Origin of the sequence: Mycoplasma struthionis, from assembly GCF_003855455.1 — a bacterium.
GTDB lineage: Bacteria > Bacillota_I > Bacilli_A > Mycoplasmatales > Metamycoplasmataceae > Metamycoplasma > Metamycoplasma struthionis.
On record NZ_CP034044.1, the window covers coordinates 466,151 to 484,804 of the forward strand.

Annotated in this window: 18 protein-coding genes and 2 tRNA genes; 15 read left to right on the plus strand and 5 right to left on the minus strand. The window is 28.5% G+C overall.

Going from position 1 to position 18,654, the window contains the following annotated elements; all coding sequences use genetic code 4:
• The first annotated feature begins 41 nt into the window (after nucleotides 1–41).
• The 8 genes from lgt to EGN60_RS01975 all read left to right on the plus strand — a co-directional run bounded on the left by lgt (nucleotide 42) and on the right by EGN60_RS01975 (nucleotide 8,650).
• Nucleotides 42–974 carry a prolipoprotein diacylglyceryl transferase gene (gene lgt / locus EGN60_RS01940; RefSeq protein ID WP_124724412.1) on the plus strand — a complete coding sequence of 311 codons (933 nt, stop codon included), beginning with the start codon at nucleotides 42–44 and terminating at the stop codon, nucleotides 972–974.
• Nucleotides 975–1,022: 48 nt separating this feature from the next.
• A complete protein-coding gene (locus EGN60_RS01945) occupies nucleotides 1,023–1,946 on the plus strand; it encodes an NAD(P)/FAD-dependent oxidoreductase (RefSeq protein WP_124724413.1) in 924 nt (307 codons plus the stop codon).
• 51 nt (nucleotides 1,947–1,997) lie between these two features.
• Nucleotides 1,998–2,081: transfer RNA gene (locus EGN60_RS01950), tRNA-Tyr, on the plus strand.
• Between the two features lie 3 nt (nucleotides 2,082–2,084).
• A tRNA-Gln gene (locus EGN60_RS01955) sits at nucleotides 2,085–2,159 on the plus strand.
• 120 nt (nucleotides 2,160–2,279) lie between these two features.
• Nucleotides 2,280–4,661, plus strand: a complete 2,382-nt coding sequence (leuS, locus tag EGN60_RS01960) for a leucine--tRNA ligase (protein WP_408632029.1) — start codon at nucleotides 2,280–2,282, stop codon at nucleotides 4,659–4,661.
• An 8-nt stretch (nucleotides 4,662–4,669) separates the two neighbouring features.
• Entirely contained in the window at nucleotides 4,670–7,336 is a 2,667-nt protein-coding gene (ileS, locus tag EGN60_RS01965) for an isoleucine--tRNA ligase (RefSeq protein WP_124724414.1), read from the plus strand.
• A complete protein-coding gene (locus EGN60_RS01970) occupies nucleotides 7,329–7,994 on the plus strand; it encodes a signal peptidase II (protein ID WP_124724415.1) in 666 nt (221 codons plus the stop codon). Before ileS ends, EGN60_RS01970 begins: the two co-directional genes overlap by 8 nt.
• A gap of 56 nt (nucleotides 7,995–8,050) precedes the next feature.
• The gene (locus tag EGN60_RS01975) at nucleotides 8,051–8,650 is read left to right on the plus strand and encodes an FMN-dependent NADH-azoreductase (protein WP_124724416.1); all 600 of its coding nucleotides are present in this window, start codon (nucleotides 8,051–8,053) and stop codon (nucleotides 8,648–8,650) included.
• A 56-nt stretch (nucleotides 8,651–8,706) separates the two neighbouring features.
• Here EGN60_RS01975 and EGN60_RS01980 read toward each other — a convergent pair whose 3' ends face one another.
• The 3 genes from EGN60_RS01980 to EGN60_RS01990 all read right to left on the minus strand — a co-directional run bounded on the left by EGN60_RS01980 (nucleotide 8,707) and on the right by EGN60_RS01990 (nucleotide 11,350).
• On the minus strand, nucleotides 8,707–9,108 hold the full coding sequence (locus tag EGN60_RS01980) for a pyridoxamine 5'-phosphate oxidase family protein (RefSeq protein ID WP_124724417.1): 402 nt from the start codon (nucleotides 9,106–9,108) through the stop codon (nucleotides 8,707–8,709).
• Nucleotides 9,109–9,198: 90 nt separating this feature from the next.
• Nucleotides 9,199–9,606: a pyridoxamine 5'-phosphate oxidase family protein gene (locus tag EGN60_RS01985; protein ID WP_124724418.1), complete on the minus strand. Its 408-nt coding sequence runs from the start codon at nucleotides 9,604–9,606 to the stop codon at nucleotides 9,199–9,201.
• 1 nt (nucleotide 9,607) lies between these two features.
• Nucleotides 9,608–11,350 (minus strand): hypothetical protein, encoded by a 1,743-nt coding sequence (locus tag EGN60_RS01990; RefSeq protein ID WP_124724419.1) that lies wholly within the window; start codon nucleotides 11,348–11,350, stop codon nucleotides 9,608–9,610.
• 158 nt (nucleotides 11,351–11,508) lie between these two features.
• On the opposite strand from EGN60_RS01990, the gene EGN60_RS01995 reads away from it, so the two are divergent.
• On the plus strand, nucleotides 11,509–11,757 hold the full coding sequence (locus EGN60_RS01995) for a hypothetical protein (protein WP_124724420.1): 249 nt from the start codon (nucleotides 11,509–11,511) through the stop codon (nucleotides 11,755–11,757).
• Nucleotides 11,758–11,785: 28 nt separating this feature from the next.
• Here EGN60_RS01995 and rpmE read toward each other — a convergent pair whose 3' ends face one another.
• A complete protein-coding gene (gene rpmE / locus EGN60_RS02000) occupies nucleotides 11,786–12,004 on the minus strand; it encodes a 50S ribosomal protein L31 (protein ID WP_124724421.1) in 219 nt (72 codons plus the stop codon).
• Between the two features lie 69 nt (nucleotides 12,005–12,073).
• Nucleotides 12,074–14,455, minus strand: coding sequence for a phosphoketolase family protein (locus EGN60_RS02005; protein ID WP_124724422.1), 2,382 nt, complete (start codon nucleotides 14,453–14,455; stop codon nucleotides 12,074–12,076).
• Nucleotides 14,456–14,902: 447 nt separating this feature from the next.
• Between EGN60_RS02005 and rpsJ the strand changes: the two genes are divergently transcribed.
• The 6 genes from rpsJ (at nucleotide 14,903) to rpsS (ending at nucleotide 18,653) form a co-directional block, all read left to right on the plus strand.
• Nucleotides 14,903–15,208: a 30S ribosomal protein S10 gene (gene rpsJ, locus EGN60_RS02010; protein ID WP_124724423.1), complete on the plus strand. Its 306-nt coding sequence runs from the start codon at nucleotides 14,903–14,905 to the stop codon at nucleotides 15,206–15,208.
• 34 nt (nucleotides 15,209–15,242) lie between these two features.
• Nucleotides 15,243–16,043, plus strand: a complete 801-nt coding sequence (rplC, locus tag EGN60_RS02015) for a 50S ribosomal protein L3 (protein WP_124724424.1) — start codon at nucleotides 15,243–15,245, stop codon at nucleotides 16,041–16,043.
• 2 nt (nucleotides 16,044–16,045) lie between these two features.
• On the plus strand, nucleotides 16,046–17,017 hold the full coding sequence (rplD, locus tag EGN60_RS02020; protein WP_124724425.1) for a 50S ribosomal protein L4: 972 nt from the start codon (nucleotides 16,046–16,048) through the stop codon (nucleotides 17,015–17,017).
• The gene (gene rplW / locus EGN60_RS02025; RefSeq protein WP_124724426.1) at nucleotides 17,017–17,442 is read left to right on the plus strand and encodes a 50S ribosomal protein L23; all 426 of its coding nucleotides are present in this window, start codon (nucleotides 17,017–17,019) and stop codon (nucleotides 17,440–17,442) included. The genes rplD and rplW overlap by 1 nt, the downstream gene beginning before the upstream one ends.
• Nucleotides 17,443–17,532: 90 nt before the next feature.
• A complete protein-coding gene (gene rplB / locus EGN60_RS02030) occupies nucleotides 17,533–18,378 on the plus strand; it encodes a 50S ribosomal protein L2 (protein WP_124724427.1) in 846 nt (281 codons plus the stop codon).
• Nucleotides 18,378–18,653: a 30S ribosomal protein S19 gene (gene rpsS / locus EGN60_RS02035; RefSeq protein ID WP_124724428.1), complete on the plus strand. Its 276-nt coding sequence runs from the start codon at nucleotides 18,378–18,380 to the stop codon at nucleotides 18,651–18,653. The genes rplB and rpsS overlap by 1 nt, the downstream gene beginning before the upstream one ends.
• Nucleotide 18,654 lies beyond the last annotated feature (1 nt).

An 18,654-nucleotide genomic window follows, 5' to 3' on the forward strand; every position in this document is an offset into this window, starting at 1 on the left:
AAAAAAATGGTATAATATCATATTATTATAAAGGAGGAATAATGCAACCTAAAGATTGAGCAGGAATTCAACTTGCAATAGGTCCACTTCATATTTATTCATTAACTATGATGCTTGGAATGCTAGCTTCAATTCTTACAGTTTATTATTTCTGAAAAAGAGAAAAATATTCATTTGAGCAGCTATCAATAATAATATTTATAGCTTTACCAACAGCTATTATCGGAGCAAGATTTGTTTTCGTTATTCAACAATTAATTCAGTATAAAGGCTGAAATGATGGGCCATGGTATAATGCGTTCTTCATTTGACGTGGTGGTCTTTCTATTCATGGGGGAGTTATTACTGCTACTATTTGTGTTATCATTTATGCAGTTTTTTCAAAACACCCAAAAAGAATTGATATTAAAAAAGCTTTTTCAATAATTTTACCTGCAGTTTTAATCGGACAAGCAATTGGACGTTGAGGTAACTTCGCTAACCATGAGGTTTATGGTGGTGTTATGGAACAAACTTCATTAGCATTCAGATTATTACCAGCAGTTATTAGAGATCATATGTTTATTGATGGAAAATATCGTTTACCATTATTCTTATATGAATCAATAGCAAACTTAGTTGCTTATATAATTATTGTTTGAATTTTAAATAAATGAAATTGATTAAAACCTGGAACAACTGGTGCTTTATATATTCTATACTACGGAATTATTCGTTTCGGAATGGAACCTTTAAGAGAAGGAAGTTATACAATTTATAAAGTAATTTCAGGTTCAATGATTGCATTAGGTTTAATATTAGTAATAGTATTTGAATTTGTTATAAAACTAAATTACAATGTTTATAAAATACCATCATACAAATCTGAATGAAGTCAAAAATACTTCTATTTCATTGTTTATGAACCAAGAGAAAGAAGATTAAGAATTAATAGTAAAATGAGAGCCGCTGCTGTTTCACAAAGCGCTAATTAACAAAATTGGTGTTCCAATTTTGTTTTTATTACAAAAATAGGAGTTTATATGCAAGAAAATAAAATTTATGATGTTTTAATTATTGGTGCAGGACCGGCTGGGTTAACTGCAGCAGTTTATTTATCAAGAAATGGAACAGATGTTGCTTTTATTGAAGGTTATATGCCTGGTGGTAAAATGGCCGAACAATCAAAAATTGAAAATTATCCAGGTTTTAATTTAGTTTCAGGTATTGAACTTTCAACAAGAATGCTAAATCAAGCTAAAGAAAATGGAGCTCAATTTATTTACGGTTTTGTAAATAATATAGAAACTGAAAATGAACTTAAAAAAATAACTTTAAATAATGGAAATATTTATTATTCAAAATTTGTAATTATTGCAACAGGTATGAAAAACCTAGTACCTAAAACAGTTATTAATATTGAAAAATTCAGAAACAAAGGAGTTTCATATTGCGTTTTATGTGATGGCGCATTATATAAAAATAAAGAATGTGCTATTATAGGAGGAGGAAACTCTGCTTTTGAAGAAGGAGCTTATTTAGCATCTATGGCTTCTAAAGTTTATGTTTTTATAAGAGATGGAATTATTGCAGAAAAAAGATTAGTTGAAGATCTTAAAAAGTTAGATAATGTTGAAATTTTAGAAAATTCAGAAATTTTAGAACTATATGGAGAAAATGAATTAGATGGTTTAAAAGCTAAAGTTAATAACGAAGAAAAAGAATTCAAAGAAATCAAAGCAGTTTTCCCATATATAGGTTTTAAACCTGCAACTGAATTTTTAAACAATAAAAATCTTTTAAATGAAAGAGGTTTTATTATTGTTAATGATGAAATGGAAACTTTAGAAAATAACATTTTTGCAATAGGAGATGTTACTGTTAAAAGTGTCCGTCAAATTACAACCGCGACAAACGATGGAACAATAGCAGCTAAAGTAATTAACTCGCGTTTATCAAAAAAATAAATTTTTAAAAAAATTTCAAAAAAGTATTATAATAAAAAACGTAATGAAATTGGAGGGGTAGCGAAGCGGCCAAACGCGGGTGGCTGTAACCCACTTCCTCACGGTTCGGGGGTTCGAATCCCTCCCCCTCCACCATTTTGCCCTTTAGCCAAGTGGAAAGGCAGCGGTTTTTGGTACCGCCATCCGTTAGTTCGAATCTAACAAGGGCAGCCATATCGCATTGCGTAACAAAAACTAGACATTGTCTAGTTTTTTTGTTGGCCTTTTCGCCTTATTTTTTCTTAAATTATGTATAATTTAAGACATGTATAATCACAAAAAAATAGAAGAAAAATGACAAAATTATTGAGAAAAAATAAAAGTTTTGTTACTGAAGAAAATAGCATCAAAAAAGCATATATTTTAGACATGTTTCCTTACCCATCTGGAGCAGGACTTCATGTTGGACATTTAGAAGGATATACTGCAACTGATATAATAAGTCGTTATAAAAGATTAAAAGGTTATAATGTTTTACACCCTATCGGTTGAGATGCTTTTGGTTTACCTGCAGAACAATACGCTTTAAAAACTGGAAATCATCCAGCTACTTTTACTTTAAAAAATATTGATAATTTTAGAAAACAACTTAAAAAAGTGGGTTTTTCATATGACTATGATAAAGAAGTAAATACAACTGATCCTAAATTTTATGTTTGAACTCAATGAATTTTTAAAGAATTATATAAACAAGGTCTAGCTTCAATCGAAACAGTCGATGTTAACTGATGTGAAGGTTTAGGAACTGTTTTAGCAAATGAAGAAATTATTGAAAAAGATGGTCAAAAAGTAAGTGAGAGAGGAAACTTTCCAGTTATTAAAAAACCTATGAAACAATGAGTTTTAAAAATAACTGCTTATGCAAATAAATTATTAGAAGAACTTGATAATTTAGACTGACCTGAGAGTTTAAAACTATTACAAAAAAATTGAATTGGAAAAAGTGAAGGTCATAATGTTAAATGATTAATTTCTGAAAATGAATATATAGAAACATTTACAACTAGACTTGATACAATTTTTGGTGTTTCAGCTATTGTTTTAAGTCCTGAACATCCTTTAGTAAAAAAACTTACTACAAAAGAGAATAAAGAAGATGTTGAAGAATATATTAAAAAAACTAAATTAAAAAATGAACTAGAAAGAACTCAACTAAATAAAGACAAAACTGGAGTATTTTTAGGTTCTTATTTAAAACATCCAATAACAAATGCAAAAATTCCTGTTTGAATTGCTGATTATGTTTTAATGTCTTATGGTTCAGGTGCTGTAATGAGTGTTCCAGCGCATGATGAAAGAGATTATTTATTTGCTCAAAAATATTCTTTAAACATCATTCAAGTTTTAGAAGGTGATAAAAATTCATTACCAATTACCTCTGATTCTAAACATATAAATTCAGATTTTGCAAATGGGTTAAATATTTTAGAAGCTAAAGAAAAAATATATGAACATTTAGAACAAAAAAATTTAGCATCTAAAAAAATATCATTTAAATTAAGAGATTGAATTTTTTCACGTCAAAGATATTGAGGAGAACCTTTTCCTGTTTTATTTGATGAAAAAGAAAATATTTATTTAGTTAAAGAATTGGTTGAACTGCCTGAAACAAATAATATCAAACCATCAGGCTCAACCGAAGGACCTTTAGCAAATATAGAATCATGAAATAATGTTATTATTGATGGTAAAAAATATCGTCATGACAATAATGTAATGCCTCAATGAGCAGGCTCAAGTTGATATTACTTAGCTTATATTCTAAAAAATCCAGATGGCAGTTATTGTCCTTTAAATAGCGATGAAGCAAAAAAACGTTTTGATAACTGACTTCCTGTAGATTTATATATAGGTGGTCAAGAACATGCAGTTTTACATTTATTGTATGCACGTTTCTGACATAGATTTTTATATGATTTAGGAATAGTTCCAACAAAAGAACCATTTGCTAAATTAATTAATCAAGGTTTAATTTTAGGTCCTGATGGTCAAAAAATGTCTAAATCTTTAGGTAATGTTATTAATCCTGATGAGTTAGTAGATGAATATGGTGCTGATGCTTTAAGAGTATATGAAATGTTTATGGGTCCTTTAACTGACTCAAAAGCCTGAAATACTGATTCACTTAATGGAATGAAAAAATGATTAGAAAAAATTTACAACATTTTTGAAAATTTAATAAACAATAACAAAATCGATTTAGAAGAAAATAAAGAATTAGATTCTAAAATAAATAAATTAATTTTAGAAGTAGAAGAAAACATTAATAAATATAAATTTAATATTGCTATTAGTAAAATGATGGTATTTATTAATTATTTATCTACTTTACAAAAAGTTTCAAGTTTTTATGCTTTAGAAATTTTTGCTATTTTATTAAGTCCTTTTGCCCCACATATTTCAGAAGAATTATTATCTATGCTAGGACAAAAAGATTTAAAACAAATGCACTGACCTTTTGTAGATCATAATAAAATTATTCAAGACAAAATTAGCATTGGTGTTCAAATAAATGGAAAAGTAAGAGCACAAATTGAAATTAATCCTGAATGAAGTGAAGATGAATTAGTAAATGAAGTTTTGAATATAGAAAATGTTAAAAAATGAACAAAAGATCAAAAAATTGTAAAAGTTATTTATAAAGAGGGTAAAATATTAAACCTGATTGTAAAATAGGAGACAAAATGGAAGAAAATAAAAAAGACTATAAAAATACGCTTCTAATGCCTCAAACAGATTTTTCTATGAAGGCAAATTTAGTTGAAAAAGAAAAACAATATTTTGAAAAATGAGAAAACGACAAAATTTATCAAAAAGTTCTAAATAAAAATAAAAACAATAATACTTTTGTTTTACATGATGGCCCACCTTATGCAAATGGAAACATTCACGTAGGTCATGCATTAAATAAAATTCTAAAAGATATTATTGTTAGATATAAAAGTATGCAAGGATTTTTTAGTCCTTTTGTTCCAGGATGAGATACCCACGGGCTTCCAATTGAACATAAAATGCTTTCAGAAGCAAAGAAAAATGCAAAAGATTTTTCAGCTTTAGAATTAAGAAAAAATGCTCAAGAGTATGCGCTTTCACAAGTTGAAAAACAAAAAGCACAATTTAAAAAATTAGGACTTTTAGCTGATTTTAAAGACATTTATGTAACTTTAGATAAAAAAATAGAAGCTGATCAATTAAGACTATTTAAAAAAATGGTTCAAGAAGGTCTTATTTATAAAGATTTAAAACCAATTTATTGATCTCCCTCATCTCAATCAGCATTAGCAGAGGCAGAAGTTGAATATGCTGATCATATATCACCTTCTCTATATGTAGCTTTTAAAATTAAAGAAACTAAAAATGAATTATTAAAAGATGCTTATTTATTAATTTGAACTACAACACCATGAACATTAATTGCAAATAGTGGTGTAGCTATTAATTCAAAATTTAAATACGTTTTAGTAGAAAGCAATAGCAAAAAATTAGTTATTGCTAAAGATTTATTAGAATCAGTTGCTTCAGTTTCTAAATGAGAAGAATACAAAGTTTTATGTGAATTAAATTCTCAAGATCTATTAGATTTAAAATATTTAAGTCCAATAAACAATTTATTATGTCCGGTTGTTGAAGGACATCATGTTAGTTTAGAATCTGGTACTGGTTTAGTTCATATGGCACCTTTATTTGGTGAAGATGACTTTATAATTGGAAATAAAAATAATCTAGAAAAAATAATGCACGTTGAAGACGACGGTACATTAAATGATTATGGATTACAATTTAAAGGAATGTTTTATGACGATGCAAATATTGGCGTTGGTAAATTTTTAGAAGAAAACCAATTATTAATTGCATTTAAGAAAATTAAACACTCATATCCACATGATTGAAGAACTCACTTACCAATAATGTATAGAGCCACACCTCAATGATTTGTTTCATTAAAACCAATAAAAAATCAAATACAAGAAGCTTTAGCTAAAGTAGAAACATATAATGATTGATCTAAAAAGAGATTATCATTAATGTTAGAAAACCGTGAAACATGATGTATTTCACGTCAAAGAACTTGAGGTGTTCCTATTATAGTTTTTTATGATCAAAATAAACAACCAGTTTTAGAAGATGAAATTTTTGATCATGTAATTAAATTAGTTGAAGGAAATGGATCAGATATCTGATATGAAAAAAGTGCTGATGAATTATTACCACAAAAATATCAAAATAAAGGTTTTAGTAAAGAAACTGACATAATGGACGTTTGATTTGATTCAGGTTCTACTTCTATTAGTGTAAAACCAGGAAACTTAGAAGCTCCTTTTGATTTGTATTTAGAAGGTTCAGATCAATATCGTGGCTGATTTAATAGTTCTTTAATTAACTCAGTAGCGTGAAGAAAACAAAGTCCATTTAAAGCTTTACTATCTCATGGTTTTGTTTTAGATGGTAAAGGTGAAAAAATGTCTAAATCTAAAGGAAATGTAGTAGATCCTTTAGCAGTGTGTGAAAAATACGGAGCAGACATTCTAAGACTTTGAGCAGCTAATTCAGAATATACAGGAGATGTTACAATAGATGATAAAATATTGCAACAAACTGTTGAAATATACCGTAAATTTAGAAATACAGTTAGATTTATGTTAGGTGCTTTAAGTGACTTTGATTTTAAAGAATATAATTTAAATTCAATACATGCCTTAATGCTAGAAAGATTAAACAATTTAGGTAACAAAATTTATAATAACTATGAAACTTATCGTTTTGTAAACGTTATTAAAGATGTAAATAATTTTATTATTGATTTTAGTGGATATTATATTTCAATTACTAAAGATATTTTATATTTAGAAAAACAAGATTCAATTGAAAGAAGACAAGTGCAATATGTATTCTATAAATTTTTAGAATTATTATTAAAAGCATTTAGTCCAATAATGCCTACAACTTGTGAAGAAATATATGAACACTTACCTTTAAAAAATAAACTTGAATCTGTTCACTTATTAGACTTTATAACTAAAAAACAAGAAAGTGACAAATTAGAAAATCAATGAAAAGAATTCTTTGATTTAAAAGACGAAGTTTATCGTTTAATTGAAGAAAATATAAAAAATCAATCAATGAAAAGACAAAATGAAGCTTATGTTATAATTTCTAATGCTAGTGATTTTATAAAAAGCTTACCATTAGAAAAATTATTAATGGTAGCAAAAGTTTCATTTGGCGACGAACTTAAAGTGCAAAATGCAAACGCACCTAAGTGTTTAAGATGTTGAAATCATATCGACGAAAAAGATTTTAATGAAGAATTAGAACTTTGCCGTAGATGTGAAGGAGTTATTAATGGATAAAAACAAAAACTTTTTTACCCGTATGTTTGGTAAAGAATATTGAAAAGCACATTGAAAATCTGCATTAATTAACTTTTCAATTTATGCTTTAATATTTATTGCAACAGTGTTAATAGATTTATTAACCAAAAATGCTTGATTTATAAAAGGATATAGAAAAGAAATTCCAAGTGATCCTTATTATGTAAGTTCATTTGTTAGAATTTGATCTGTATTTCATGCGGGTACAACTATAAATTTAGGTTTAAATAATGCTATGCTTCATGTCGTAAGTATTGTAATTATTTTAGCCACTTTAATTGCTTCTTTATTTATAGAAGATAAAAAATATCGTTTTGTTATTGCAGCTTTAGCATTCATAGCAGGTGGTTCATTTGGAAACATGTATGACCGTTTTGCATTTGGTGGTGTTAGAGATATAATTAATTTACCTTGATCAAATAGAGGAACATTTAACTTTGCTGATCTTTGATTAGTTATAGGTTCTATATTAGCTGTTTTATTAGTTGCTATATTTGTTTTAATATCGGTAATTAAATCTAAAAAAGAAGCAAAAAATCGCGAACTTGAAAATGAATACAGCAATTCAGATAAAGAAGTTATCGACGCTGTAAGTTTAGGAAATCAAGAAAATAGTAGCGAAAATATAAATTCATAATATTGCCAATTGGCAATATTTTTTTTGTATAATTTATAAAAATATAAGGAGTTAATATGTCTAAATTAATTTATATTAAAGGAAACGTATTTGAATCAGTCAATTCAGTTTCAAATATGGTAGCTACTTTATTTTTAGAAACTTATCAAAATAATCATGGCGCAGACGAAATTATAACTTTAGATTTAAATCTAACAGAACATGCTAATGTTTTTATGAATAAAAACAATTTTTCAACTTATTTTAAAGACGTTAATAGTCAAAAATGAATAGATATGTTAAAAGAAGCAAGTAAAGTTGTTATTGCTTTACCTATGATAAATTTTGGACCATCTGCTACTATTAAAAATTTTATTGATTCAATATGTGTTCCAAATGAAACTTTTACATATAAAAATTCACCAGATGGACAAGCCATTGGTATGTTAGGTCATTTAAAAGTTATGATTATTGCAACTCAAGGTGCACCTAAAACATGATATACATGAGCTAATCATTTATCATGACTTGAAGGTTCTTGAAAATTCTTGGGAGTTAAAGAAGTTGAAAGTATTTTTATAACTGGAACTAAAGTTCCTCCATTAAATCAATTAAGTCCTGAAAAAGTTTTAAAAACTTTTGAAAAAGAAATAGTTTCTAAAGCTAAAGAGTTTTAATTTAATAAACTTTGTATAATAAAATCTCGCTTTGTAGCGAGATTTCTTTTATTTTTCTATAAGTTATATTCTCTTGGAGGTCTACCTGAAAAATCAGCAATTACAGCGTGTGCATCTGCTAGATAGAACACTTCAAAAATTGGATTATCTGCGGATTTGTAAAGGTTGGCAACTAAAGGATTTTGTAATGTGAATTCTTTAACTTCTTTATTGTTTTCAAAGGTTGCTTTTCCACTTACTCTGATTCAAGCAAAATCTTTGCTGAAAATTGATAATTCAACATAAGGATTAGCTTGTAAGTCTTTATAAACGTCTTTTGTATTGTTTGTACAGAATCATAATTTTCCGTCTTTTTCAAAACTAAACATAAATGGACTGTTTTTAGCTTTTCCGTCACGTCCAACTCTAGCTAAAAGTTGAACTGGGTTTTCTTTTAGAAATTGAACAACTTCGTTCATAATTTCTCCTTTCGTTTTTTACCTTTTTATTATACTACTAAATTTTTAACTTAAAAAAACTATTGTCTTTTTAACAATAGTTTTTTTGTTTTATAAATTAAATTCTTTAATTATTTTTCCTGCAAAGTTTCCAATTACTGCATGTACATTAGATAAATAAAATACTTCAAAAATAGGATTATCTCAACTTTTATAGATTTCTAAAATACCTTTATTTTCTTCTAATGTTCTTATTTTTACTTCTTTATTATTTTCAAAAACAGCTTGTGCTTCTATTCTAATTCAAGAAGAGTAATCTTTTGAAAAAATAGTTAACTCTAAATTAGGATCATTTTGTAAATCTTTATATATTTCTTTTGTATTGTTAGTGCAATATCATAGTTTTTTATCATGTTCTAAAATAAACATAAATGGGCTACTTTTAACTTTTTTATCTCTTCCAATTCTAGATAAAATTTGAACCCTATTTTCTAAAAGATATTTGACTAAATCTCCCATATTAACCAATTCTTAAGTTTCTTAAAAATCCTAAATTATTTGCTTGATTTTTTAATTCAATTAAATAGTTAATGTAATCTTCATCAATTTTTTGCAATACAGGTTTTAAAGCATCTGTTTTAACGTGAATGAAACTTATTCCAACATAATTCTTATCAACTTTTCAACTAAAGTCTAAATAGTATCTTTGACCCTTATTTATTTTTTTACGATCTTCTTCACTTATAAAGCCACCGCTTAGAACGCCATATAAAACAGGAACAATTTTATCACCTTGTTTTGTTAAAAGTCAAACACCTGTTCCACTTATACCTGGTAAAGAATCATTTATTGTTGCTGATACTGTATCACTTAATTCGCTATTCGCTGGTTTAAATGGATTTACAAACACGGTTTGAGAAACTCCATTATAATCAATTGAAGAACCACCAAAATCTCTAGTTCTTCCACGTGTAATAACTCTTGTTGCTATAGCAGTATTTTGTTCATTTAGTTCGGTATTTACATGTTGAATTAAAGGATAATTATTAATATATTGTTTTAATATAGGCATTTTTTCCATTGTGCTGTCATCTTCAAATATAAATTCCATAACAGCCATATCATTTTTTGCTAGTTCAGGATCAGGTGTATAGTTAAATGTTCCATAAATTTTAGCTAAAAGATTATCATGAAAGACAGCTAACTCTAAATATTTATATTTTTTAAATAAATTTGAACTTGCTACGTGGTGATTTGTTAATAAATATAAATGGTAAATAATTCTACCTGTTAAAGACACATAAGGTTTAATTGTTAATATACTTCCAGAACCGATTTTTGCTATACCTAAAGTTACTAATCCCAAATCTTTAGCTTGGGTTGTAAAAGCATATTTTGAACTATTAGCATCATAATAATTAAATATGTTTGTTCATTTTGGATATGATGCTAGTCTACTATTTATATATACTTTGTCGTCTTTTCTATCTGAATGCGTTCTTAAATATTCCTCTGTTTCCTCTTTTGGAATAAACTTACTCAAATTATAATGATTTAAATCTTTTAAAGTACCATCATCAATGTGAACTACACTATGTCTATCTTGACTATCTGGAACGTTAATTTTATAAGGTTGAAGTCTTTCTGATTTAGTTGATAGTTTAGTTCTAGCTTCTTTTAGATATGTATTTGCTAAACCTTGTAAAGTAGAAGTATCATATGAAGTTGAAGGGTCATCTAGAAATGCTAAATTAGGATTGTTGTCAACTTCTTCAGCTGGAGCTTCGTGACTTAATGTTGTACTTTCTGTATTTCTATTTGATTCCTCTGGAGTTGATGAAGCACCTTCTTCTGATGTTGCATCTTCGTGTGTATCATTTCCATCGGTTGTTGAAGCAGGAGGTTGTGTAGATGGATCAACTGGTTTTGGTGCAGGAACTATTCCACTATCAGGAATTACTACTTCTTCTTCATTTGGTTTTTTTGTGCTTCTTTTATCATTTGGATTGTCTGAAGGAGGAGTTAATTTATTTAAATCTCCTATTGCAGGAATATTATCTTTAATTGATTTAACTATATTATCTGTTATTTTTTTAGATTCGACTTCGGTATCTTTTTTAATTTTTTCTTTTTCAGAATCTATAATGTCAGAAATGTATTGTTTTACATCACCTAAAAGGTCACAAGAGACAACTGTAGCAGGCACAATTGCTACAGCAGAAACGGTTGCTAGTGTTAATAAAGCTTTTTTAAATTTTCTCATAATATGCTCCTTTTAAAGTAATAATAAATTATAGTAAAAATAAATATTATTTTGTTAAAAATAATAAAAATTGATAATTTCTTACTTTTTTCTTTCCTTTTTCTCTATTTTTAAAATTAAATTAGTTTATTTGTTTAAATTGAGGTGAAAGGAAAAATATGGGATTTAAAGAAATGAATATAGAAAAAAGTAAAGATATGTCAGCTGGATTTGCAATAAGTTCAATTATTACTTCCATTTTAGCTATTTTACCAGCTGCCTTTACTGTTATAAGTTCTACTGTCGGTCTAATAAAAGCAAGTCAGGCTGAAAGTGGAGAAATTAAAACAAAAGACTTTACTTCTAAATGAGAAAACAAAAATAATGGAAATATAGGTTACAATGTTGGTTTCCATTATTGTATATAAAAAAATAAAAACCAGAGTAATCTGGTTTTTAATTAGAAGCTTTTTGTGATTTTTCTAATATCTTGTTAAATCTTTCTACACGACCACGAGCTTTAACATCAGTTCTGTTTCCTGTGTAGAATGGATGACAATTAGAGCAAACATCTAAAGCTACTTTTTCAGCTGTTGAGCCGAATTCAAATTCTGAGTTACATGATGAACATGTAGCTTTTATATTTCCATAATTTGGATGAATTTCTTTTTTCATAATGTGCTCCTATAAAAATATATGTTAATTAACTATTTTCTATTTTAACACAAATATGATTTTTTTTCATTATTTAATGTTTTCTCATTTTCATTCAACAACTTCAGGCATGTCGTAACCATATTCTTGAATGTATGCAGTATGTTGAGCAAGTTTTTTATCCATTTCAGCCATGAATTCTTTTCCGTCGCTTCCAAATACTCTTTCAGCTGCATCTTTAGCAATGTGGAAACGATCCATTTGACTTAATTGACGGATGTCAAAACTTGTTGTAATGTCACCATTTTCACGGTAACCATGAGTCATTAAATTGTGATTGTGTCTTTCAAAGAAAATATCTCTTATTAAACCTTCAAAACCATGGAACGCAAACATAACTGGTTTATTTTTAGTGAATACTTTATCAAATTCTTCATCACTAATTCCTCTAGGGTCTAATTTTGGTGATCTTAATCTTAATAAATCAACTACGTTTACATATCTAATTTTTAATTTAGGGAATGCTTTATGCATAATTGAAATAGCTGCTAAAGTTTCAATATGAGGTTCAACACCACTTGCTGCAAAAACGATATCTGGTTCTTCATTTTCACTAACATTTGATGCTCAATCAATAACTTTGTAACCTTTTTCTACTAATTCTTTAGCTTCTTCTACTGTAAAGAATTGATCTCTTGGTTGTTTTGAAGCAACAATTAAGTTAATTACATTTCTTTCAGTTAATGCTTTATTCATAACTGCTAATAAAGTGTTAGCATCAGCAGGTAAGTATTCTCTTATTAATTCAGGTCTTTTATCTGCTAAGTGTCCTAAAATACCTGGATCTTGGTGTGTATAACCGTTGTGGTCTTGTTGGAATGCTGTTGATGTAGCAATAACGTTTAATGATGGATAATCTTTTCTTCAAGGTAATTCTAATGATTTTTTAACTCATTTCATGTGTTGTGTTAACATTGAGTCAACAACTCTTAAGAATGATTCATATGAAGCAAAAAATCCGTGACGTCCTGTTAATACATATGCTTCTAAGAAACCTTCAGCTTGGTGTTCACTTAATTGTGAATCAATAATTCTTCCTTCTGGTCCTACTCATTCATCTAATTCAGGTGAAGCATATTCTAATCATTGACGTTGTGTAACATTAAATAAAGCGGTTAATCTATTTGATTTTGTTTCATCTGGGCCAAAGATTCTAAAATTATCTTTGTTTAGAGTAACTAACTCAGCCATGTATTTACCCATTTCGATCATATCTTGAGCTTTAGTTTCACCAGGTTTTTTGATGTCTAGGGCAAATTTTTCTCAATTTCCCATGTTTAATGTACGAGCATTAATTCCACCATTTGTAACTGGATGAACTGCCATTCTTTTTAAACCTTTAGGAGCGATTTCAGTAATTTCATCTAAAACTTTTCCATTTTCATCGAATAATTCTTCAGGTTTGTATGATCTTAATCATTTTTCTAAATGATCTACATTATCCATTTTAAATGCTGAAACTGGAATAGGAACTTGGTGAGCTCTAAAGCTTCCTTCAACAGCTTCATTATTTCATTGTTTAGGTCCTGTTCAACCTTTAGGAGTTCTAACAACTAACATTGGTCATGTAGGTCTTGTTGCTTGACTAGCAGGTTTTTTACGAGCTTCTGCTTGAATTGATTTAATGCTTTCAATAGCTTGATCTAATGCTTTAGCCATTTCTTTATGCATATCTAAATCAGATTTTTCTTCTGATCATTCAACAAAAATAGGATTTCAACCCATACCTTTAAAATACATTTCAACTTCGTTTTTAGGTTTTCTGGATAGCATTGTAGGGTTTGAAATTTTTCCACCATTTAAGTGAACAATAGGTAATACAGCTCCATCGTTTACTGGGTTAATAAATACGTTTGAGAATCATCCAGCTGCTAGAGGCCCAGTTTCAGCTTCTCCATCACCTACAACTGTAGCTGCTATTAAATCTGGGTTATCTAAAATAGCTCCAGTTGCGTGACTTAATGAATAACCTAATTCTCCACCTTCATGAATTGAACCAGGTGTTTCAGGAGCGGCATGACTAGCTGTTCCACCAGGGAATGAGAAACGTTTAAACATTTTTTGAAGCCCAGCTTCATCTTGACTTATTTGTGGGTAGATTTCTGTATATGATCCATCTAAATATGAGTTTGAAATCATAACTTGTCCACCGTGTCCAGGTCCTTCAATATAAAACATTTCTAAATCATATTTATTAATTACTCTATTTAAGTGAGCATAAATAAAGTTTTGTCCAGGAATTGTTCCTCAGTGACCGATTGGGTATAATTTAACATCATCTTTTGTTAAAGGTTTTCTTAACAAAGGGTTGTTTCTTAGATACATTTGTCCGACACTAATATAATTAGCTGCACGGAATCATTTATCCATTTTTTCAAAATATTTTACTTCATCAAAAATATTTGATTTCATTTTTTTCTCCTTATAAAATATGACATTTATATTTTTTGGCTATAAATGGGCTATTACTCTTATATAGCATTTTAATTGTACTATCTTTTTATATTTTTTTATTTAACTTATAAAAAAACAAATTTTTTCCTTCATTTTTTAATATTTAAAAAATAAATTTTAAATTTTGATGTCTATTTTTCAATTTTTTATTAATTTTTAAAAAAAGTATTTAAAATAAGAACAATTTTTATTTTTTATTAAAAGAGGTTTAATAAAGCGAAATTTATTTTTTGAATTTACTAATTTTTTTTCTATATAAATAAATATATATTTTATTTTTTTTGTTATAATTAAAAAGCAACTACGACAAAGAAGCGTAAGATTACAAAACACCAAGCTTAGTTGTTCTACTGGGTTTTGAGAACTTATGTGGAGTTACTTCAAAAATGAAGGGAAAGAAACAACATGAAAAAATTAGAAATAAAAATTAAGGCATTTGATGCTCAATTAGTAGAAGATGCTGCTAAAAAAGTTGTTTTATTAGCAAAAGCTGAAAAAGCAACAGTGAGTGGACCTATTCCTTTACCAACACATAAAGAAATAGTGACTATTTTAAGATCAGTTCACGTTAATAAAAAATCTCGTGAACAATTCGAAAGTAGAACTCACAAACGTTTAATAGTTTTAACTAATTACAGTGACGTATTAGTTGACAAAGCAAAAAGATTAGAACTACCTGCCGGAGTTCAAATTAGTGTTAAATCTGCATAATTAAATGTAGATTAAAAATTTAGAAAGGAAAATCATGAAAGGAATCTTAGGAAGAAAAGTTGGAATGACTCAACTATTTACTGCAGATGGAAAATTAGTTCCAGTTACAGTTGTTGAAGTTAAACCAAATGTTGTTACTAAAGTTCTTACTTCAGAAAAAAATGGATATGTTGCAACACAACTATCTGTAGAAGATAAGAAAAAATCACAAATTAAAAATCCTGAAATTAACTATTTCAAACAAGCAAACACAACACCTAAGCGCTTCGTTAAAGAAATCCGTGATATGTCAGGATATAACTTAGGTGATACTGTAGATGCTTCATTATTTAAAGCTGGTGACCTAGTTGATGTTACTGCTATATCAAAAGGTAAAGGATTCGCTGGTACTATTAAGAGATGAAACCAACACATTGGTCCTAAATCTCACGGTGGTGGTGGTGGTTCACAACCTATTAGACAAACTGGTTCTTTAGGGGACATTTCTGGAAATAGAGTTTGAAAAGGTATGACAATGCCTGGACATTTAGGAACTGAACAAGTTACAGTTCAAAATCTAGAAGTTGTTAAAGAAGACACTGAAAACAATATCTTAATTATTAAAGGAAGTCTTCCAGGAGCTAAAGGAGCACTTGTTGTTGTTAAAAGTGCTAAGAAATCAGTTAAAGAAACAACTCCAATTAAGCTTGTAAACTTAAAAGAAGCACTTGCTAAAAACGAAATTTTTGAACATGCTAAAAAATACAATTTAGAGTTAAATATGGAAATGTCATTAAAAGAAATGAAAGCTGCTTTAGACGAAGCTATTGCTAAATCATCAGAAGGAGAAAATTAATTATGGCTACTAAGAAAAAAATGCTAGATAAATACTACATCTCTGAAAAATTTGATGATGAAAGAAATATTACATTTAACTTTAAACAAGCAAACAAGAAAATTTCAGGAAACTTTCCTAATTTTGTAGAAGCTGTTGAACACTTTATTGAAGTTGCTGAAAAAAGCAAAAATAATTCAAGAGTTTGATTCCATAGAGACGGTGCTTACCGTGGTTCAGTTGAAATCGAAAAAGCTAGAATTATTGTTTCAAAAGTAAGCGAAGCTAAGGTTCAAAACCATGAAGCTATTACTTTTATTGAAAAAGAAAATTTAGTTGATAAAGCAGAACCTAAAAAGACAAAAACAGTTAAAGTTTCAAAAGACGTAAAAGCAAAGCACCCATTATTTAGTAATGCCTCATTACCAAAAGAAATTTTTGGATTAGAAAAAGTTTACAGTCAAGCTGTATTTGATGCAATATTATCAGAAAGAGCATCAAAAAGATTTGCAACTCACAAAACAAAAACACGTGCAGAAGTAAGTGGAACTGGTAAAAAACCTTGAGACCAAAAACACACAGGAAATGCTCGTGCTGGATCATTAAGATCACCAATATTTGTAGGTGGTGGTAGAGTATTTGGTCCTACTGTAGAAAGAAACTACACATTAAAAGTAAATAAAAAAGCCCGTAAAAACGCTTTAAAATCAGCTTTAACATTATTAGCTCAAGATCAAGCAGTTTTAGTAAAAGAATATAAATTAGACAAAATTTCAACAAAATCATTATTAGTTGAACTTGCTAAAGATGAATTACTAAACGTAAGAAGAACTTTATTAGTTTCATCTGACGAAAAAGTATTTATGTCAGCAAGAAACTTACCAAATGTAAATGTAACAAGAGTAACAAGTTTATCAATCGAAGCTTTAGTGGCTACTGATGTATTAGTAATTAGCAAAGAAGATATCGCATATCTAGAAGGGATCTTAAAATAATGAATATAAATGAAGTTATTAAATATCCAATTTTAACTGAAAAATCAGAAATCGCTAGAACATCACAAAACGTTTATACATTTGCAGTTGATAAAAGAGCTAACAAAATAACAGTTAAAAAAGCAGTTGAATTTATTTTTGACGTTAAAGTTTTAAAAGTAAATATCATGAACTACGATAAAAAACCTGCTAAATTAGGAAGATTTGTTGGATTCAAAAATGCTGTTAAAAAAGCAGTTGTTTACTTAGATGAAAAATCAAAAATAGTATTATTCGCTGAAGAAGCTAAAACAGCTGAAAAAGAAGTAAAAGAAACTAAACAAGCTGAAGAACCAAAAGTAAAAGAATTATCAGATGCTGAGAAAAAAGCAGCTGAAAAAATTAAAAAAGCTTCAAGTGCAAAAACTAAAAAAGAAGAAAAATAATAATTAATCTTGCTAAACATAAGATTAATTCACATTAAAAAAGATAAATAATCTTAAAAGAAATCAATATTTTTAAGAAAGAGAGAAGTTATGGCAATTAAAAAATTTAAAGCATATACAAATGGTCGCCGTAATATGTCTTCTCTTGATTATCAAGCAAATTTAACAGGACATGCTCCTGAAAAATCATTGCTTGTAGCTCTTCCAACACATTCAGGAAGAAACAATCAAGGTAAAATCACAACTCGTCACCACGGTGGTAGATTGAAAAGATTCTATCGTATTATTGACTTTAAACGTCAAAAAGATGGAATTCCTGCTACTGTAAGAACTATTGAATATGATCCAAATAGATCAGCAAACATCTCATTAGTTGTATATAGAGACGGTGAAAAAAGATATATTATTAGTCCAAAAGGTATTAAAGTTGGACAAGTTATTGTTTCAGGATCAAATGTTGATATCCAAGTTGGTAACAACATGCCTCTTGAAAACATGCCAGAAGGTACATTTGTTCACAATATAGAATTACAACCAAAACAAGGTGGAATTATCGCTCGTTCAGCTGGTTCATCTGCTCAAATTTTAGGTAAAGATGAATCAGGAAGATATGTTATTCTAAGACTTAAATCTGGTGAAGTAAGAAAAGTTTTAGGTATCTGTCGTGCAACAATCGGTGAAGTTGGAAACGAAGAACACTCACTTGTAAACATCGGTAAAGCTGGAAGAAACAGATTAAGAGGAATTAGACCTACAGTTCGTGGTTCAGCTATGAACCCTAATGATCACCCTCATGGTGGTGGGGAAGGTAGACAACCTATCGGTAGAAAAAGTCCTATGACTCCTTGAGGTAAAAAAGCTCTTGGTGTTAAAACTAGAGCAACTAAGAAAGCATCAAATCAATTTATTATTAGAAGAAGAAAGGAAACTAAATAATGGCACGTTCATTAAAAAAAGCACCTTTTGTTGATGATCACTTAATGAAAAAAGTACAAGCTATTCTTGAAAATAAAGCACCTAAACGTCCTATTAAAACTTGATCAAGACGTTCAACAATTTATCCTGAATTTATTGGATTAACATTCCAAGTTCACAACGGTCATGCATTTTTAGATGTATTCGTTACAAATGATATGGTTGGACATAAATTAGGAGAATTCGCACCTACAAGAACATTCAACGGTCATGGTGCAGATAAGGGTAAAAAATAAT